The organism is Nonomuraea pusilla (assembly GCF_900109355.1).
GTDB classification, from domain to species: domain Bacteria; phylum Actinomycetota; class Actinomycetes; order Streptosporangiales; family Streptosporangiaceae; genus Nonomuraea; species Nonomuraea pusilla.
The window spans coordinates 398,632-414,918 of the sequence record NZ_FOBF01000005.1; the positions used below are offsets into that span (position 1 = coordinate 398,632).

At 71.7% G+C, this 16,287-nt stretch carries 17 protein-coding genes; 14 read left to right on the top strand and 3 right to left on the bottom strand.

Annotation, left to right across the window (positions count from 1 at the left end):
* Nucleotides 1-31 precede the first annotated feature (31 nt).
* On the bottom strand, nt 32-673 hold the full coding sequence (locus BMX74_RS13650; RefSeq protein WP_055504628.1) for a sigma-70 family RNA polymerase sigma factor: 642 nt from the start codon (nt 671-673) through the stop codon (nt 32-34).
* Nucleotides 674-851: 178 nt separating this feature from the next.
* On the opposite strand from BMX74_RS13650, the gene BMX74_RS13655 reads away from it, so the two are divergent.
* On the top strand, nt 852-2,312 hold the full coding sequence (locus BMX74_RS13655) for an antibiotic biosynthesis monooxygenase (RefSeq protein WP_091100589.1): 1,461 nt from the start codon (nt 852-854) through the stop codon (nt 2,310-2,312).
* 7 nt (nt 2,313-2,319) lie between these two features.
* Here BMX74_RS13655 and BMX74_RS13660 read toward each other — a convergent pair whose 3' ends face one another.
* Nucleotides 2,320-2,556 carry a glutaredoxin family protein gene (locus tag BMX74_RS13660; RefSeq protein WP_055504630.1) on the bottom strand — a complete coding sequence of 79 codons (237 nt, stop codon included), beginning with the start codon at nt 2,554-2,556 and terminating at the stop codon, nt 2,320-2,322.
* 116 nt (nt 2,557-2,672) lie between these two features.
* Here BMX74_RS13660 and BMX74_RS13665 point away from each other — a divergent pair, with 116 nt between their 5' ends.
* The 13 genes from BMX74_RS13665 (at nt 2,673) to ccsA (ending at nt 15,900) form a co-directional block, all read left to right on the top strand.
* A complete protein-coding gene (locus BMX74_RS13665) occupies nt 2,673-3,350 on the top strand; it encodes a redox-sensing transcriptional repressor Rex (protein ID WP_236714834.1) in 678 nt (225 codons plus the stop codon).
* Nucleotides 3,347-4,612 (top strand): glutamyl-tRNA reductase, encoded by a 1,266-nt coding sequence (locus BMX74_RS13670; RefSeq protein ID WP_055504632.1) that lies wholly within the window; start codon nt 3,347-3,349, stop codon nt 4,610-4,612. The genes BMX74_RS13665 and BMX74_RS13670 overlap by 4 nt, the downstream gene beginning before the upstream one ends.
* Nucleotides 4,609-5,529: a hydroxymethylbilane synthase gene (gene hemC, locus BMX74_RS13675; RefSeq protein ID WP_082535132.1), complete on the top strand. Its 921-nt coding sequence runs from the start codon at nt 4,609-4,611 to the stop codon at nt 5,527-5,529. Before BMX74_RS13670 ends, hemC begins: the two co-directional genes overlap by 4 nt.
* A 35-nt stretch (nt 5,530-5,564) precedes the next feature.
* A complete protein-coding gene (locus BMX74_RS13680; protein WP_091100591.1) occupies nt 5,565-7,070 on the top strand; it encodes a bifunctional uroporphyrinogen-III C-methyltransferase/uroporphyrinogen-III synthase in 1,506 nt (501 codons plus the stop codon).
* Nucleotides 7,067-8,050: a porphobilinogen synthase gene (gene hemB / locus BMX74_RS13685; protein WP_055504634.1), complete on the top strand. Its 984-nt coding sequence runs from the start codon at nt 7,067-7,069 to the stop codon at nt 8,048-8,050. The genes BMX74_RS13680 and hemB overlap by 4 nt, the downstream gene beginning before the upstream one ends.
* Nucleotides 8,051-8,178: 128 nt before the next feature.
* Complete coding sequence (locus BMX74_RS13690; protein WP_091100593.1) at nt 8,179-8,820, top strand: bifunctional DNA primase/polymerase; 642 nt, start codon at nt 8,179-8,181, stop codon at nt 8,818-8,820.
* A 64-nt stretch (nt 8,821-8,884) separates the two neighbouring features.
* Entirely contained in the window at nt 8,885-10,174 is a 1,290-nt protein-coding gene (gene hemL, locus BMX74_RS13695) for a glutamate-1-semialdehyde 2,1-aminomutase (protein WP_055504636.1), read from the top strand.
* A 258-nt stretch (nt 10,175-10,432) separates the two neighbouring features.
* Complete coding sequence (locus BMX74_RS13700; RefSeq protein WP_055504637.1) at nt 10,433-11,353, top strand: LysR family transcriptional regulator; 921 nt, start codon at nt 10,433-10,435, stop codon at nt 11,351-11,353.
* A 60-nt stretch (nt 11,354-11,413) separates the two neighbouring features.
* Nucleotides 11,414-12,052 carry a histidine phosphatase family protein gene (locus BMX74_RS13705; protein WP_091100596.1) on the top strand — a complete coding sequence of 213 codons (639 nt, stop codon included), beginning with the start codon at nt 11,414-11,416 and terminating at the stop codon, nt 12,050-12,052.
* A gap of 55 nt (nt 12,053-12,107) precedes the next feature.
* A complete protein-coding gene (locus tag BMX74_RS13710) occupies nt 12,108-12,683 on the top strand; it encodes a TlpA family protein disulfide reductase (protein WP_055504639.1) in 576 nt (191 codons plus the stop codon).
* Nucleotides 12,676-13,398 (top strand): cytochrome c biogenesis CcdA family protein, encoded by a 723-nt coding sequence (locus BMX74_RS13715; RefSeq protein WP_055504640.1) that lies wholly within the window; start codon nt 12,676-12,678, stop codon nt 13,396-13,398. The genes BMX74_RS13710 and BMX74_RS13715 overlap by 8 nt, the downstream gene beginning before the upstream one ends.
* The gene (resB, locus tag BMX74_RS13720; RefSeq protein ID WP_091100597.1) at nt 13,398-14,957 is read left to right on the top strand and encodes a cytochrome c biogenesis protein ResB; all 1,560 of its coding nucleotides are present in this window, start codon (nt 13,398-13,400) and stop codon (nt 14,955-14,957) included. Before BMX74_RS13715 ends, resB begins: the two co-directional genes overlap by 1 nt.
* Nucleotides 14,947-15,900, top strand: coding sequence for a cytochrome c biogenesis protein CcsA (gene ccsA, locus BMX74_RS13725; RefSeq protein WP_091100600.1), 954 nt, complete (start codon nt 14,947-14,949; stop codon nt 15,898-15,900). The genes resB and ccsA overlap by 11 nt, the downstream gene beginning before the upstream one ends.
* On the opposite strand, the gene BMX74_RS13730 is transcribed toward ccsA, so the two are convergent.
* Entirely contained in the window at nt 15,897-16,187 is a 291-nt protein-coding gene (locus BMX74_RS13730; protein WP_091100603.1) for a PLD nuclease N-terminal domain-containing protein, read from the bottom strand. The two genes, ccsA and BMX74_RS13730, sit on opposite strands and share 4 nt — an antisense overlap.
* Nucleotides 16,188-16,287 lie beyond the last annotated feature (100 nt).

Consider the following 16,287-nt stretch of genomic DNA (forward strand, 5'->3'; position numbering starts at 1 on the left):
CACCTGCTCAACGAGGAGCCCGCCCGGCAGGTTACGCCAGGTCGTGTTTGAGCGCCCTGCCCAGTGCCCGGATGGCACGGAACTGCAGCGCTTTGATCGCTCCACTCTTCTTCCCCATGATCAGCGCGGTTTCCGCGAGGGACAGGCCGTGCAGGAACCGCAGCACCACGCACTCCTGCTGCTCGGGATTGAGGTCTCGGACGGCCCGCAGCACCCGGTCGTTGATGATGGCCGTGACCACCGCGTTCTCCGGGATGTGCGAGCTTTCGAGCGGAACGTCGATGACCTCTCCCGTCGGGACCTCCAGCCGGTAGCGGCCCGACTTGAAGTGGTCGGTCACCAGGTTCCTGGCGATCGTGACGAGCCAGGCGCCGAAGTCCCTGCCCTGCCAGGTGAAGTCGGAGATCCTGCGCAGGGCGCGCAGGAACGTCTCGCTGGTGAGGTCCTCGGCGAGGGGGTGGGAGCCGACCCTGAAGTAGATGTAGCGGTAGACCAGGTCGACGTAGCGGTCATAGAGCGTGCCAAAGGACTCCGTGCATCCGTTCTTGGCGTTCAGCACGAGGGTGCGGATGTCGTCGTCGGGAGCCTCTTCACGCACGTCAAGCTCGCTCGTCCGGGCGGGGCCAGCGACCGCTGGCGCAAGCAGCCCGGCGAACGGCCACGAGTCAGGCATCCGATATCCCTAGGGGTAAGGGGTGCGGCGTGCTCGAACACTCTAGAAATCAACTGGAAATTCCACAATCCACTCCCTGCTGTCATGACTCGCTTTAACCGGCAGCTAACGTGTGGACCGTCCCCTTCCCTCTTCGGCTACCGCCAGGTGAGGATCGTCCGGCAGCATTGGAGTCACCATGGAGATCCTCGTTGCTGTCATTGCTTTCGCCGGTGCGCTCCTGGCCGCGATCGGCGCCGGGGCGCTGGTCCGCCGGCTGCGCGAGGAGCCCGAGGGGTGGCTGATCGCCTGGACCGTGGCAGCCGTCGCCCTGTGCCTGTCGCTCGGCGCGATCGGGGTGGGGTACCTGGTCGGGTTCGGCCCGGTGACGTTCCGGCTGTACCAGCTCACGGGATCCCTGCTGGCGCCGCTGTGGCTGGCTGTCGGGCTGGTGCAGCTCCTGCCTGAGAAGGTGCCGCCGAAGTTCCTCGGCTGGCTGTTCGGCATCGCCTTCACCGTCGTCTCGGCCGCGATCCTCGTGATCGACCCGCTGAAGTCCGAGGAGATGGGCAAGGCGCTGCCGTCGGGGGCGGCCCACTGGAACATCTTCCCCAGCTACCTGCTCGTCGCGGTGCACTCCGTCGCCGTGCTCATCATGCTCGGCGCCCTGGTGGTCGCCGCGCTCAAGTGGCGCAACGGCGACGACTACGACACCGACAACCTGCACGCCACCCTGGTCGTCGCGCCGTCGGGCATCGCGCTCGTCGGCGCGATGCGTTTCACCGTGCCCGCGCTGTTCACCACCGCGCTGCTCGCCGTGGCGGGCGCGGCCGTCTGGTACACCGTGCTGCGGCCGCTGGCGCCGTACGAGGACGACGAGGACGACGACGACTTCGACGACGAGCCCCCGTCGCGCGGGCGCAGGGCCGCGCCCGAGCCCGGCCGCAGGCACCTCGACGACGCGCGCGGGCCGCTGTCGGAGCCCCTGGGCCGCAGGGTCGCGCCCGAGCCCGTCACGATGGCCGCGGAGGCGCCCCCGCCGCCCGCGCCGCCCTCCATGCCGCCCTCCATGCCGCCCTCCGCGCCGCCTGTGCCGCCGCGCAGGGCGTCAGGCCTGGGCGACCTGGTGGCCGAGTACCGCGCGGGCGACCTCGACGCGCAGGCCGCGTCCAGGATGCCGCAGGCGGCCGATCCCGGCCCCGCCACCGGCTACATCATGAACACCGCCCCGCCGCACGCCCCGGTCCAGGCGCCGCCCGCCACGGGCGCGGCCCACCCCGGGCAGGACGTGTTCGCGCCCCCGCAGCCGCAGCCCGGCTCCGCCAGGCCGTCGCCGAGCATCTACGGCCTGCTGACCGTCTTCACCATCGTCGACGGCTCGGGCGAGGCGTTCGACCGGCTGGCCGAGGCCACGGTCGAGGCCGTGCGCAGGGGCGAGCCCGACACCCTCGTGTACGCCTGCCACGCCGTGAAGTCGGCGCCGCTGCAGCGCATCGTCTACGAGCTGTACCGCGACGAGGTGGCCTACCGCGACCACCAGCGCCAGCCGCACGTCGAGCGGTTCGTCAGCGAGCGGCAGACCATGGTGCTCGCCACGAACGTCATCGAGCTCACCGTGAACGCGGCCAAGGTGGTGCCCCTGCCCACGGCGATGTTCTAGCGCCCGGCTACCCGCTCAGCGCGGCCCGCAGGCGGTGCTCCGACACGCGCCAGAAGTCGTGCTGCACGCCGTCGATCAGCGTGACGGGGATCATCTCGCCGTACTTCTCCCTGAGCTCGTCGGAGGAGTCGATGCTGATCTCCTCCCAGGGGACGCCCAGCTCGCCCGCCACCCTGGCGATGATCGCGCGCGCGTCGTCGCACAGGTGGCATCCGGGCCGGCCGAACAGGGTGATGCGATGCATGGCACCCACCGTATCGCCCCGACTTTGTGCACCGGTTCACAAAGGGATTAACCTGAAAGACGGTCCGAATCCGTTCCCGCGGCTCCCAAGCCGCCCGTCCCCTGGAGCCACGGCACGTGAAGAGCCCGTCCCAGCCCCGTGACCGCGGTATTCCCGAGGCGACGGTGGCCAGGCTTCCGCTGTACCTCCGGGCGCTGCACGGCATGGCGGAGCGGGGCGTGGCGACGGTCAGCTCCGAGGACCTCGCGGTGGCGGCCGGCGTCAACTCGGCCAAGCTCCGCAAGGACCTGTCGCACCTGGGCTCGTACGGCACCCGAGGCGTAGGCTACGACGTCGAGTACCTCGTCTACCAGATCTCCCGCGAACTCGGCCTCACCCAGGACTGGGCGGTCGCCATCGTGGGCGTCGGAAACCTCGGCCGCGCCCTCGCCAACTACGGCGGTTTCGTCTCCAGGGGCTTCCGCATCGCGGCGGTCGTCGACGCCGACCCCGAAGTGGTGGGCGACACCATCGCGGGGTTGAATGTTGAACACATCGACGACCTGGAAGCCGTGATCAAACGGCGTGGAGTCTCCATCGTGGTACTGGCGACACCGGCGGCGGCGGCGCAGGAGGTGTGCGATCGCGTGGTGACCGCGGGCGTGACCAGCATCCTGAACTTCGCCCCCGTCGTCCTGTCTGTTCCCGACGGCGTCGATGTCCGTAAAGTCGACCTATCTATCGAACTGCAGATTCTCGCGTTCCACGAGCAACGCAAGGCTGGGGGGCCACTCATGGCGGTGGACAGTCAATGAGTGTTCTGGTTGTCGGACTCAGCCACCGCACCGCGCCGGTGGCCCTGCTCGAACGCGTCTCCGTCACCGGTGACGCGCTCGTGAAGCTGCTGCACGACGTGCGGCAGGACGCGTGCGTCGCGGAGACCATGGTGGTCTCGACCTGCAACAGGGTCGAGGTCTACGCCACGGTCGACCGCTTCCACGCGGGGGTCAACGCGGTCAGCGCGCTGCTCGCCGTGCACTCGGGCGTGCCCGCCGAGGAACTGACCCCCCACCTGTACGTCCACTACGAGGAGCAGGCCGTCAAGCACCTGTTCTCCGTGGTGTGCGGCCTCGACTCCATGGTGGTGGGCGAGGGCCAGATCCTGGGCCAGGTGCGCCAGGCGCTGAAGCTGGGGCAGAAGCAGGGCACGGTCGGCGCGACGCTGAACGACCTGGTGCAGCAGGCGCTGCGGGTCGGCAAGCGGGCGCACACCGACACCGGCATCGACAAGGCGGGCGCCTCCCTGGTCAGCGCGGGCCTGGCGCTCGCGGGCGACGTCGCGGGCCGGCGCGCCCTGGTGGTCGGCGCCGGCTCGATGAGCTCGCTCGCCGCGGCGACGCTGTCCCGCGCGGGCGTCGGCGACATCGTCGTGGCCAACCGCACGTACGAGCGGGGCGCGCGCCTGGCCGCCTCCGTCGGCGGCAGGGCGGTCGAGTTCTCCGCGGTTCCCCGAGAGCTGGCGGCGGCCGACCTCGTCATCACCTGCACCGGCGCGGGCCGCCACGTCGTCACCCCCGAGATGCTCGACGGGGCGGGCCGCGAGGTGTTCGTCCTCGACCTGGCACTGCCGCACGACGTCGATCCCGCGGTACGCTCCCTGCCCGGCGTGACGCTGGTCGACCTGGAGACGATCCAGGAGTCCGGCGTCGGCTCGCGCGGCGGCGACGCCGTCGAGTCGGTGCGCCGGCTCGTCGTCGAGGAGCTGGCCGCCTACCTCGACGCCGAGCGGGTCGCCACCGTCACCCCGACCGTGGTGGCTCTGCGCAGCAAGGCGGCCGGAGTGGTGGAATCCGAGCTGGGCCGCCTGATGACACGGGTGCCCGGTCTCGACGAGAGAGCGAGAGACGAGATCGCCATGACCGTGCAGAGGGTCGTCGACAAACTGCTCCATGAGCCGACTGTGCGTGTCAAGCAGCTCGCCGCCTCGCCAGGAGGCGATCATTATGCGGAGGCGCTGCGTGAGCTGTTCGATCTGGATCCGAAGATGCCCGAGGCCGTGAGGGAGGTGGAGCTGTGACGTCACGGCTGGGTACGCTGCGGCTCGGCACGCGCCGCAGCCTCATGGCCACCACGCAGTCGCAGATGGTGGCCGACGCCTACACCGAGCGCACCGGGCAGGCGATCGAGCTGGTCGGCATCACGACCTTCGGCGACGTCACCAAGGCGCACCTGGCGCAGCTCGGCGGCACGGGCGTGTTCGTCACGGCGCTGCGCGACAAGCTGCTCGACGGTGAGATCGACTTCGCGGTCCACTCGCTGAAGGACATCCCCACCACGCAGGACCCCCGCATGACGCTGGCGGCGATCCCGGCCAGGCACGACCACCGCGACGCGCTGGTCGGGCCGGTCAAGTTCGCCGACCTGCCGCCCGGCGCCCGGGTCGGCACCGGCTCGCCGCGCCGCATCGCCATGCTGAGCGCGCTGCGCCCTGACCTGCAGTACGTCCCGATCCGGGGCAACGCCGACACCCGTATCGGCAAGGTAGCCTCAGGTGAGCTCGACGCGGTCGTGCTGGCCGCCGCAGGGCTGGCCAGGCTCGGCCGCGAGTCGGAGATCGCGCAGGTCTTCGAGGTGGAGGAGGTGCTCCCAGCGCCCGGCCAGGGCGCGCTGGTGGTGGAGTGCCTCACCGAGAGGGCGGACCTCGTGTCCTTCCTCGGCGTCCTCGACGACCCGCGCACCCGCTCGGCGGTCGCGGCAGAAAGGGCCGTGCTGGCCGCACTCGAGGCGGGGTGCGCGGCGCCCGTGGGTGCGTTCGCGGTCGATGACGGGCACACTCTGAACCTGACCGCCTCGGTCGTCGCGATCGACGGCCGGGAGGCGGTACGCAAGTCCGCCGCCGGCTCCCCTTCGGAGGCCGCTCAGCTGGGCCGCCGCCTCGCGGCCGAGATGATCGCCGAAGGAGCCGACAGATTGATGGGGGAGCATTCCCATTGAGCTCCGATAGTCCAACCTCCGGTCTCGTCGCCTTCGTGGGTGCGGGCCCCGGCGATCCCAACCTGCTCACCCTCCGTGCCGCGGAGCTCCTCGGCAAGGCCGACGCCGTCGTCCTCGACGAGGAGGCGTTCGGCCCGCTGCTGAAGCACTGCCGCGAAGGCGTGGAGGTCGCCGGCGACGACTTCGTGCGGCGCGCCAAGTCCGGGCAGCTCGTCGTGCGCCTGTGCGAGGGCGACCCCATGCTGTTCTCCTCCATCACCGAGGAGGTCGCGGCGTGCGCCGCCGCGGAGGTGGACTTCGAGATCGTTCCCGGCGTGCCGCCCGCGACCGCCGTGCTCACCTACGCCGGCATCCCGCCGGCGGCCGGGGTGCCCGAGTTCAGGATCGTCGACGCCGCGCAGGAGCAGGACTGGGCCGTCCACGCCGCCTGCCGCGGCACACTGGTGATCTACAACGGCGTCGCCGAGGCCGTGGCCATCGGCAAGGCCCTGATCGCCGGGGGCAAGCCCGACACCACGCCGGTCGCGGTCAGCAGCGGCGGCACCACCACCGAGCAGTACACCGTCGTCACCACCCTCGGCAGGCTGCAGCCCGACCTGAAGCACGCCGGGTTCACCGAGCCCGCGCTGATGGTCGTCGGCGAGGCCGTGGGCCTGCGCGACCGGCTGTCGTGGTTCGAGACCAAGCCGCTGTTCGGCTGGCGGGTGCTCGTGCCCCGTACCAAGGAGCAGTCGCGCAGCCTGTCGGAGCAGCTCGTCTCGTACGGCGCGGTGCCCGAGGAGGTGCCGACCATCTCGGTCGAGCCGCCCCGCACCCCGCAGCAGATGGACCGCGCGATCAAGGGCCTCGTCACCGGCCGGTACGAGTGGGTGGCCTTCACCAGCGCCAACGCCGTCAAGGCGGTGCGTGAGAAGTTCGAGGAGTACGGCCTCGACGCCCGCGCCTTCGCCGGGCTCAAGGTGGCCGCCGTCGGCGACGCCACGGCCCGCGCCCTCGTCGAGTTCGGGGTCAAGCCCGACCTGCTGCCGTCGGGCGAGCAGTCGTCCGAGGGCCTGGTCGCCGAGTGGCCGCCGTACGACTCCATGCTCGACCCGATCAACCGCGTGCTGCTGCCGCGCGCCGACATCTCGACCGACACCCTCGTGGCCGGGCTCACCGAGCTGGGCTGGGAGTGCGACGACGTCACGGCGTACCGCACGGTGCGCGCGGCGCCGCCGCCCGCCCCGATCCGCGAGGCCATCAAGGGCGGCGGGTTCGACGCGGTGCTGTTCACGTCGTCCTCCACCGTGCGCAACCTGGTCGGCATCGCCGGCAAGCCGCACAACGTCACAGTCATCGCCGTCATCGGGCCGCAGACGGCCAAGACGGCCGAGGAGTTCGGCCTGCGCGTGGACGTCATGGCCGACACGCCGTCGGCGTCGGCCCTGGCGGCCGCGCTGGCCGAGTTCGGAGCCAAGCAGCGCCAGGCGGCGCTGACGGCGGGCGACACCCCGCGCCGGCCGTCGCAGAACCGCCGTGGCGCCAGAAGGAGAGGCAGATGAGCGCGCAGTTCCCCCACGCCCGCCCGCGGCGGCTCCGCCGCGACCCCGCGCTGCGGCGCATGGTGGCGGGCACCCGGCTGCACCCGGCCGACCTGATCCTGCCGCTGTTCGTCAAGGAGGGCATCGACGAGCCGCGGCCGGTGGCGTCGATGCCGGGCGTCGTCCAGCACACCCGCGACTCGGTGCGCAAGGCCGCGCACGAGGCGGCCGAGGCGGGCGTCGGCGGTGTCATCCTGTTCGGCATCCCCGCGGTGAAGGACGCGCGGGGCTCGGCCGCCGACGACCCCGACGGCGTGCTGCAGGTCGCGCTGCGTGACGTGACGGCCGAGGTGGGCGGCTCCATCGTGGTGATGGCCGACACCTGCCTCGACGAGTTCACCGACAACGGCCACTGCGGTCTGCTGACGGAGTCCGGCGACATCGACAACGACGCCACGCTGGAGCGTTACGCCTCGACCGCGGTGGCGCAGGCGCGGGCCGGCGCGCAGGTGGTGGCGCCGAGCGGCATGATGGACGGCCAGGTCGGCGCGATCAGGGCGGCGCTCGACGGCGCCGGCTTCGCCGACGTGCCGATCCTCGCCTACTCGGTCAAGTACGCCTCGGCGTTCTACGGGCCGTTCCGCGACGCCGCCGAGTGCGCGCCGCAGTTCGGCGACCGCAGCACCCATCAGCAGGACCCGGCCGGCTCGGTGCGCGAGGCGCTGCGTGAGGTGCGCCTCGACCTGGCCGAGGGCGCCGACGCGGTGATGGTCAAGCCGGCCATGGCCTACCTCGACGTCATCGCCGCCGTCCGCGCGGAGGCGGACGTCCCGGTGGCCGCGTACCAGGTGAGCGGCGAGTACTCCATGATCGAGGCCGCGGCGGCCAACGGCTGGATCGACCGCGACCGGATGATCATGGAGTCCCTGGTGTCGATCAAGCGGGCGGGCGCGGACCTGATCCTCACCTACTGGGCGACGGAAGTGGCGCGGAAGCTCTAACCGGGGGTTTCCCGTCAACTGCTGTGGCCTGTGCGTTAAAGTGCGATGAGAAGTGCTGCTGTGTCCCGCGTGCGCGTCGCGCCCGGAGCCGGGACCATCTCGGGCACGGGACTCTGACGGGAGACACCATGGTGGGGGTACCGCTGGCTCGGCGTACCAGAAAACGGGCGCGTCCGGCGCGCATCGACTCGATGCTCGACTCTGTGCTGCAGTACGCGGCCGTCGGCTGGCCCGTCGTCCAGGGTGCCCACCCGCTGTCCCAGGGCCCCCGCGCGTGCTCCTGTGACCGGGTCGGCTGTCCCGACCCGGGCGCCCACCCGCTGTCGCCGGCCTGGCAGCTCCAGGCCACCACCGACACGACGCTGCTCACGCGCTGGTGGCAGGCCGAGCCCGAGGCCAACGTGATCCTGCCCACAGGGCGCGTGTTCGACGTCTTCGACGTACCCCTGCCCGTCGGCCTGTCGGCCCTTTCGAGGATCGACGCCGCGGGAGCCCACCCCGGCCCGGTCGCCGCCAACGGCGACCGGGTCTTGTTTTACGTGGCCACCCGCGGCAACCCCGAGGACGAGGACGAGTGGTGGTCGTGCCAGCTCGACTGCGACCCGGCCACCATCGACGACACCCCCGGGCTGCGCTGGCACTGCCGCGACAGCTACGTCCTCGCCCCGCCGTCCAGGCTGGCCGCCGGTCAGCCCGCCGCGTGGCTGCGGCCCCCTGACGGCCGCCCGCTGCCCGACCCGCTGCGCATCCTGGAGTGGCTGGCCGACTGACGGCCTCGGGAGGCCGGGGGAGGTCAGGGAGGCACCACGGGTGCCCGCGGCTAACCTGGGTCGGGTGAGCAGTACACAGAACTCCGAAGACCTCTTCGCCCGCGCCCGCGCCGTCGTGCCGGGGGGCGTCAACTCACCGGTGCGCGCGTTCGGCGCGGTCGGCGGCACGCCGCGCTTCATGGTCTCGGGCCAGGGGCCCTACATCACCGACGCCGACGGCAACCGGTACGTGGACCTGGTCTGCTCCTGGGGCCCGATGATCCTCGGGCACCGGCACCCGGCGGTCGTCGAGGCCGTCTCCGCCGCGGCGGCGCACGGGTTCTCCTACGGCACCGCCACGCCGGGCGAGGTGGAGCTGGCCGAGGAGATCGTGGCCAGGATGGCGCCGGTGGAGAAGGTCAGGCTGGTCAGCTCGGGCACCGAGGCGACGATGAGCGCGGTGCGGCTGGCCAGGGGCTTCACGGGCCGCTCCAAGGTGGTCAAGTTCGCCGGCTGCTACCACGGGCACGTCGACGCGCTGCTGGCGTCGGCCGGGTCGGGCGTGGTGACGTTCGGGCTGCCCGACACGCCGGGCGTGACGGGCGCGTCGGCGGCCGACACGATCGTGCTGCCGTACAACGACGTGGCCGCGGTCGAGGCGGCGTTCGCGTCGGCCGACATCGCGTGCGTGATCACCGAGGCGTGCCCGTCCAACATGGGCGTGGTGCCGCCGCGCGACGGCTTCAACGCGAAGCTGCGCGAGCTGTGCACCGCCCACGGGGCGCTGCTCATCGTGGACGAGGTGCTGACGGGTTTCCGCGTGTCGCCGTCCGGCTGGTACGGCCTCGACCCGGTCGACGCCGACCTGATGACGTTCGGCAAGGTCATGGGCGGCGGGCTGCCGGCGGCGGCGTTCGGCGGCAGGGCCGACGTCATGGCCTGCCTGGCCCCCGAGGGGCCGGTCTACCAGGCGGGCACCCTGTCGGGGAACCCGCTGGCGTGCGCGGCCGGGGTGGCCACGCTGCGGGCGCTCGACGCCGAGGCGTACGGGCGGGTCGACGCCGCGGCGCTCGCGGTGGGCGACGCCGCGTCCGAGGCGCTGACGGCGGCGGGGGTGCCGCACCGGCTCCAGCGGGCCGGCAGCCTGTTCTCGATCTTCTTCACCGAGGCCGAGGTGACGAACTTCGACGAGGCGAGGACGCAGAACACGGCGGCGTTCACGGCGTTCTTCCACGCGATGCTCGACCATGGCGTCTATCTGCCGCCGTCGGCGTACGAGGCGTGGTTCCTGTCGGCCGCCCACGACGAGGAGGCGCTGAGCCGGGTGGCCGACGCGCTTCCGGCGGCGGCGAAGGCCGCGGCGGCGGTGCTCTAGGCGGTTGACGGCGGCCCGGGCCGGCATGCCCGCTCGCATGCCGGCCGGCAGATCTGCGCGATCTACGGGATCTACGCGGTGCGGGACTTCTGGTACCTGATGCGCTGCTCGCGCGCCTGCTCCGCCAGCACCTTGAGGTAGGACGTGGTGCGCTGCTCAGGCTGCTTCGACTTGAAGATTCTCATGCATATATTTTCAGTCGCTACAGATTGAAGGACAAGCGAGACTTTCTACGCTAAACCCTTTAGGCTGGCTTACATGTTGGACCTGAACCGGCTCAAGGCGCTTCACGCCGTCCACGTGTACGGGTCCGTCGGCGCCGCCGCCGACGCGCTGAAGGTGACCCCGTCAGCCGTGTCCCAGCAGATCGCCAAGCTCGAACGCGAGACCGGCGCCCGCCTGATGGAGCGCAGCGGGCGCGGTGTGCGGCTCACCGACGCCGCGGGGCTGCTCGCCGAGCACGCCGAGCGCATCCTCGCCCTCGTCGAGACCGCTAAGGCCGACTTCGAGGCGCTGCGCGGCGAGGTCGTCGGGCGGCTGAACGTCGCCGCGTTCCCCACCGCCGCCCGCGGGCTCATGCCCCGCGCGGTGGCCTCGCTGCGCGACCGCCACCCCGACCTGTGGCTCCAGCTGTACGAGCGCGAGCCCGAGCGGGTGCTGCGCGAGGTGTCGCGCGGCGAGCTCGACCTCGGCATCATCCAGGACTGGCTCAACCGGCCCATGGCGCTGCCCGACGGGCTGTCCAGGGCGACCCTGCTCGACGACGTGGCCGACGTGGCGCTGCCCGCCTCCCATCCGCTGGCCGGCCAGAAGGAGCTCGAACTGGCCGCGCTGCGCGGCGAGCGCTGGATCAGCTCCTCGCCCGGCACGGTCTGCCACGACTGGCTCGTCTTCACGCTGCGCAACGCCGACGTGGAGCCCGAGATCGCCTGCATGGCCGACGAGTACCCGACGCAGCTCGCGCTGGTCGGCGCCGGGCTGGGCTGCGCCGTCGTGCCGAGGCTCGGCCGCGACTGCGTGCCCGACGGCGTCCGCCTCGTCCCGACCAGGCCCCGCCAGAGCAGGCGCATCTACGCCGTCTGGCGCACCGACGCGGCCAGGCGCCCGGCCATCAGGGCCACCGTCGAGGCCCTCGCGGCCGTCAGCAGGGAGCAGGAGAACGCCTGGGCCGTCCGCTGACGCCCCGTCGCAGGTCCCTGCCGTCAGGCACGCCGTGCCAGCGGATAGGCTTGCGACACCATGGCTGAAACCACCGTCGTCCACCTGCTGCGCCACGGTGAGGTGCACAATCCCAGCGGCGTCCTGTACGGCAGGCTGCCCGGCTACCACCTGTCCGAGACGGGCCGGCTGATGGCCCAGACGGTCGCCAAGGTCATCACCGGCCGCGACGTCGTGGCGCTCTACAGCTCCCCGCTGGAGCGCGCGCTGGAGACCGCCGCCCCGCTCGCCGAGACGTTCGGCCTCGACGTCGTCACCGACGAGCGGCTCATCGAGGCCCGCAACCAGCTTCAGGGCCGCCCGGTCGGCCAGGGGCTCGCGATCCTGCGCGACTGGCGCAACTACCGCTACTTCTGGAACCCGATGCGGCCGTCGTGGGGCGAGCCGTACCCCGAGATCGTGCGGCGCATGCGCTCCATGATCGACGACGCCAGGGCCGCCGCGCGCGGGCACGAGGCGGTGCTGGTCAGCCACCAGCTGCCCATCTGGGCCATCAGGATGGCCGCCGAGGGCCGCAGGCTGTGGCACGACCCGCGGCGCAGGCAGTGCGCGCTCGCCAGCCTCACCACGTTCAGCTTCGACGGCGACCGCCTCATCAGCATCGGTTACAGCGAGCCCGCCGGCTCGATCGACCACGGCCCCAGCGTCCCGGGCGCCTGACCCCACCGGTAGAGTTGCAAGCTCTACCAGCTGTAGTACAAGGAGATCTCCCTCCGTGCGCGCGAAGTCCGTCTCTCTCGTCCTCCTGGCTGCCCTGGTCACGGGAGGCGCGGCGGGCTGCGCGGGCAACCAGGGCGGCCAGCCCCAGGCGGGCGACACCCGGTTCGTCCCCGGCGACGGGAAGATGCAGGTGTTCGACGCCGCCGACCGCAGGCCCGCGCCCGCCGTCGAGGGCACGACGCTCGACGGCGGCAAGGCGTCGCTCGCCGAGCACAAGGGCAAGGTCGTCGTCCTCAACTTCTGGGCCTCCTGGTGCGGGCCCTGCCGGGCCGAGGCGCCGGTGCTCAAGGAGGTCGCGGCCAAGACCAAGGGCGGCGTGCAGTTCCTCGGCGTCGACTTCAAGGACCGCCAGGCCGACGCGGTGGCGTTCGAGCGCACCGAGCAGACCGGCTACCCGCACATCTTCGACCAGCCGGGCAAGGTCGCCCTCGCCTTCCAGGGCACCGTGCCGCCCGCGGCCATCCCCTCCACCCTGATCATCGACAAGCAGGGCAGGATCGCCGCCAGGGCGCTCGGCGCCGTCAAGTACACCGACCTCATGACCACGGTCACCAAGGTGCGCGATGAGTGACGTCGTCGCCTCGGGCTCGCTCCTGCTCGCCGTGCCCATCGCGGTGCTCGCGGGAGTGGTCTCGTTCCTTTCGCCCTGCGTGCTGCCGCTGGTGCCCGGCTACCTGTCGTACGTGACGGGCATGAGCGCCGACCCGCGGCGCGGGCGGCTGGTGCTCGGGGCGACGCTGTTCGTGGCGGGGTTCGCCGCCGTGTTCGTGCTCAGCGGGGCGCTGTTCGGCGGCCTCGGCTCCGTGCTGCTGGGCAACGCCGAGGTCATCACCAGGGTGCTCGGCGTCCTGACCATCCTGCTCGGGCTGGCGTTCCTCGGCGTGGTCCCCGGGCTCATGCGTGACGTGCGCATCCACAAGGTGCCCTCGGCGGGGCTCGCCGGGGCGCCGCTGCTCGGCGTCGTGTTCGGCCTCGGCTGGACCCCGTGCATCGGCCCCACCCTCGCCGTCGTGCTGGCGCTCGGCCTCAACGAGGGCAGCGCCGCGCGGGGCGCCCTGCTCGCCGTCGCGTACGCGCTGGGCCTCGGGCTGCCGTTCGTGGGCGCCGCGCTGGCCTACAGCAAGGCCCTTCGCACCTTCCGCGCCATCAGGAAGCACTCCCGGCTGATCACCAGGATCGGCGGCGGGATGATGGTCGCCGTCGGCGTGCTGCTCGTGACCGGCCTGTGGGGAGAGATGATCGCAGCGATCCAGGGCGTCGTCGGCGCGTTCAGGCCGGTGATCTGATGACGGTCGAGGAACTGGAGAAGGAGCAGGCGCCCAAGCAGGCCAGGCTCGGGCTCGTCGGCTGGCTGCGGTGGGTGTGGCGCACGCTCACCTCGATGAAGACGGCCCTCATCCTGCTGTTCCTGCTGGCGCTCGCCTCGGTGCCCGGCTCGCTGGTGCCGCAGCGCGGCGTCGAGCCCGACAAGGTGGCGCGCTTCTACCAGCAGTACCCCACTCTCGCCGAGTGGTACGACCGGGTGCAGCTCTTCGAGGTCTTCACCTCCGTCTGGTTCGCCGCCATCTACCTGCTGCTGTTCACGTCGCTCGTCGGCTGCATCATCCCGCGCACCCTCACCTACGCGCGGGAGCTGCGGCGCAGGCCGCCCGCCGCGCCCAGGAACCTGTCCAAGCTGCCGCACCACGCCGAGATCGACGGCGACCTGACGGCGGAGGAGGCCGCCCGGCGGCTGCGCCGCCTGCGCTTCCGGGTCGAGACCGGCGACGGCTGGGTGTCGGCGGAGAAGGGCTACCTGCGCGAGACCGGCAACCTGCTCTTCCACGTCGCGCTGCTCGGCGTGCTCGTCGCCGTGGCCGTCGGCTCCCTGTACGGCTACCGCGGCAACGTCCTCGTCGTCGAGGGCGACGGCTTCGCCAACACCGTGGCCGCCTACGACCGGTTCATCCCCGGCAACCAGGTGTCGGCCGAGTCGCTGGAGCCGTTCTCGTTCGAGCTGCGCGACTTCAAGGCCACCTACCAGGTGCAGGGCGACAAGCGCGGCCAGGAGCTCGACTACTCCGCCTACCTCAAGGTCAACGACTCGCCCGGCGCGCCGGCCCGCGACTACGAGCTCAAGGTCAACGAGCCGCTGGAGATCAACGGCACGCAGACGTACCTGATCGGCCACGGCTACGCGCCCGTCTTCAAGGTGACCGACGGCAAGGGCCAGGTCGCCTTCGAGGGTCCGGTGCCGTGCCTGATCGAGCTCAAGCCCACGCTGACGTCCGGCTGCGTGGTCAAGGCGCCCGACGCGCAGCCGACGCAGCTCGGCTTCCTCCTGCGCTTCCTGCCCACCAGCGTGCCGCTGACCGACGGCTCGTACGCGTCGGCGTTCCCCGGCGCGGTCAACCCCGAGGTGCAGGTGCTCGGCGTGTTCGGGGGAGACCTCGGCGTGCGCTCGGGCGAGCCGCAGTCGGTGTACGAGCTGGCCAAGCCCGAGGTCATGCGGAAGCTCAAGCCCCTCGTCATGGGGACGAAGGTGCCCAAGCCCCTCGCAGTGGGGCAGAAGCTCGACCTTCCGGACGGCACAGGCAAGCTGGAGTTCACCGGCGTCAAGGAGTGGATCACACTCCAGATCGCCTACGACCCCGGCCGCTTCCCCGCCCTGCTCGCGTCGGGCACGGCCGTCGTCGCCATCGCGCTGTCGCTCATGATCCGCCGCCGCCGCGTCTTCGTCCGTGTCAAGGACGGCCGCGCCGAGGTGGGCGGGCTCACCCGTACCGAGGGCTCCGCGGCGGGCTTCGCCGAGGAGTTCGCCGACATCGTCAAGGTTCTATCCGCAGGAGACAAGGATGCCCGCTGAGCAACTCGCAGGGCTGAGCGACCTCTTCGTCGTCGGCGCCGTGCTGCTCTACGTCTTCGCCATGGTGGCGTTCGCGCTGGAGCTGGCGTACGGTCAGGCGCGCGCCGGGGCGGCGCCGGCCAGGCGGCGCCTGGTCGCCGCAGGCGCCGGCGGCCCCGGCGAGGAGATCGCCGAGGACGCCCCCGAGCCGAAGGTCGTGCAGGCGGCCCCCTGGGCGGCGAAGGCCGGTGTGGCCGCGCTGGGCATGGCCTGGTTCGGCTGGGCCGCCAACCTGGGCGCCATCATCACCCGCGGCCTGGCCGTCGAGCGGTGGCCCTGGGGCAACATGTACGAGTTCGTGGTGGCCATCTGCTTCGCGGTGGTGACGGCGTTCCTCGTGACCCAGGTCCGGCAGAACGTCCGCTTCCTGGGCGCGTTCGTGATGCTCACAGCCGCGCTCGGCCTGGGCTTCGCGGTGAAGGTGCTCTACACGGCGGCCGGGCCCGTGGTGCCCGCGCTCAACTCGTACTGGGTGGCCATCCACGTCACCGCCGCCATCGTGGCGAGCGGCCTGTTCACGCTGGCCGGCGTCTCGGGCGTGCTCTACCTGGTGCGCGGCGACGGGCTGTCGCGGCTGCCGTCGCGCGCCGACCTGGAGCGGGTGGCGCACCGCGCGATCGTGCTGTCGTTCCCCATCTGGACGTTCGCCGTCATCGCGGGCGCCCTGTGGGCCGACCGCGCGTGGGGGCGCTACTGGGGCTGGGACCCCAAGGAGGTCTGGTCGTTCATCACCTGGGTGGCCTACGCGGCGTACCTGCACGCCAGGGTGACCGCGGGGTGGCGCGGCAGGGCGGCCACGATCGTGCAGCTCGTGGCCTTCGCGTGCCTGCTGTTCAACCTGGTGGGGGTCAACATCTTCATCTCGGGCCTGCACAGCTACGCGGACGTCGCCGGCGCCCGCTAGTCGTCGCCGCCCCGCATCCGTCGTTCGAGCTCCTTGAGGAACTCGGGGTCGTCGTCGGGTCCCTTCGGCATGCCCGGGCCGGGGGGCACGGGCCAGGCGGCGCGGGCGGCGCGCGGCCTGCCCTTGATCAGCCAGACCAGGCCGCCGAGGAACGGCACGACCACGACGATCAGCACCCACAGCGGCTTCGGGACGTTCCTGACGTCGTCCTCGGGGGTGGTGACGACGTCGAAGAGGGAGAAGAGCCAGAAGGCCAGCAACGCCAGGCCGATCAGAACACCTGCCATGCCCGAACTGTAAGCCATCCGCGACGTGATCGTGCCGCTCGATGCCCCCTTTGGGGTGACTGACGAAGATCGGCGTCGTACCGTGGAACCCGATCCGACC

Coding starts and splice junctions, on each gene's coding strand:
- BMX74_RS13650 (WP_055504628.1), bottom strand. CDS start 673: ATGCCTGACTCGTGGCCGTTCGCCGGGCTGCTTGCGCCAGCGGTCGCT.
- BMX74_RS13655 (WP_091100589.1), top strand. CDS start 852: ATGGAGATCCTCGTTGCTGTCATTGCTTTCGCCGGTGCGCTCCTGGCC.
- BMX74_RS13660 (WP_055504630.1), bottom strand. CDS start 2,556: ATGCATCGCATCACCCTGTTCGGCCGGCCCGGATGCCACCTGTGCGAC.
- BMX74_RS13670 (WP_055504632.1), top strand. CDS start 3,347: ATGAGTGTTCTGGTTGTCGGACTCAGCCACCGCACCGCGCCGGTGGCC.
- hemB (WP_055504634.1), top strand. CDS start 7,067: ATGAGCGCGCAGTTCCCCCACGCCCGCCCGCGGCGGCTCCGCCGCGAC.
- BMX74_RS13690 (WP_091100593.1), top strand. CDS start 8,179: ATGGTGGGGGTACCGCTGGCTCGGCGTACCAGAAAACGGGCGCGTCCG.
- BMX74_RS13700 (WP_055504637.1), top strand. CDS start 10,433: ATGTTGGACCTGAACCGGCTCAAGGCGCTTCACGCCGTCCACGTGTAC.
- BMX74_RS13705 (WP_091100596.1), top strand. CDS start 11,414: ATGGCTGAAACCACCGTCGTCCACCTGCTGCGCCACGGTGAGGTGCAC.
- BMX74_RS13715 (WP_055504640.1), top strand. CDS start 12,676: ATGAGTGACGTCGTCGCCTCGGGCTCGCTCCTGCTCGCCGTGCCCATC.
- resB (WP_091100597.1), top strand. CDS start 13,398: ATGACGGTCGAGGAACTGGAGAAGGAGCAGGCGCCCAAGCAGGCCAGG.
- ccsA (WP_091100600.1), top strand. CDS start 14,947: ATGCCCGCTGAGCAACTCGCAGGGCTGAGCGACCTCTTCGTCGTCGGC.
- BMX74_RS13730 (WP_091100603.1), bottom strand. CDS start 16,187: ATGGCAGGTGTTCTGATCGGCCTGGCGTTGCTGGCCTTCTGGCTCTTC.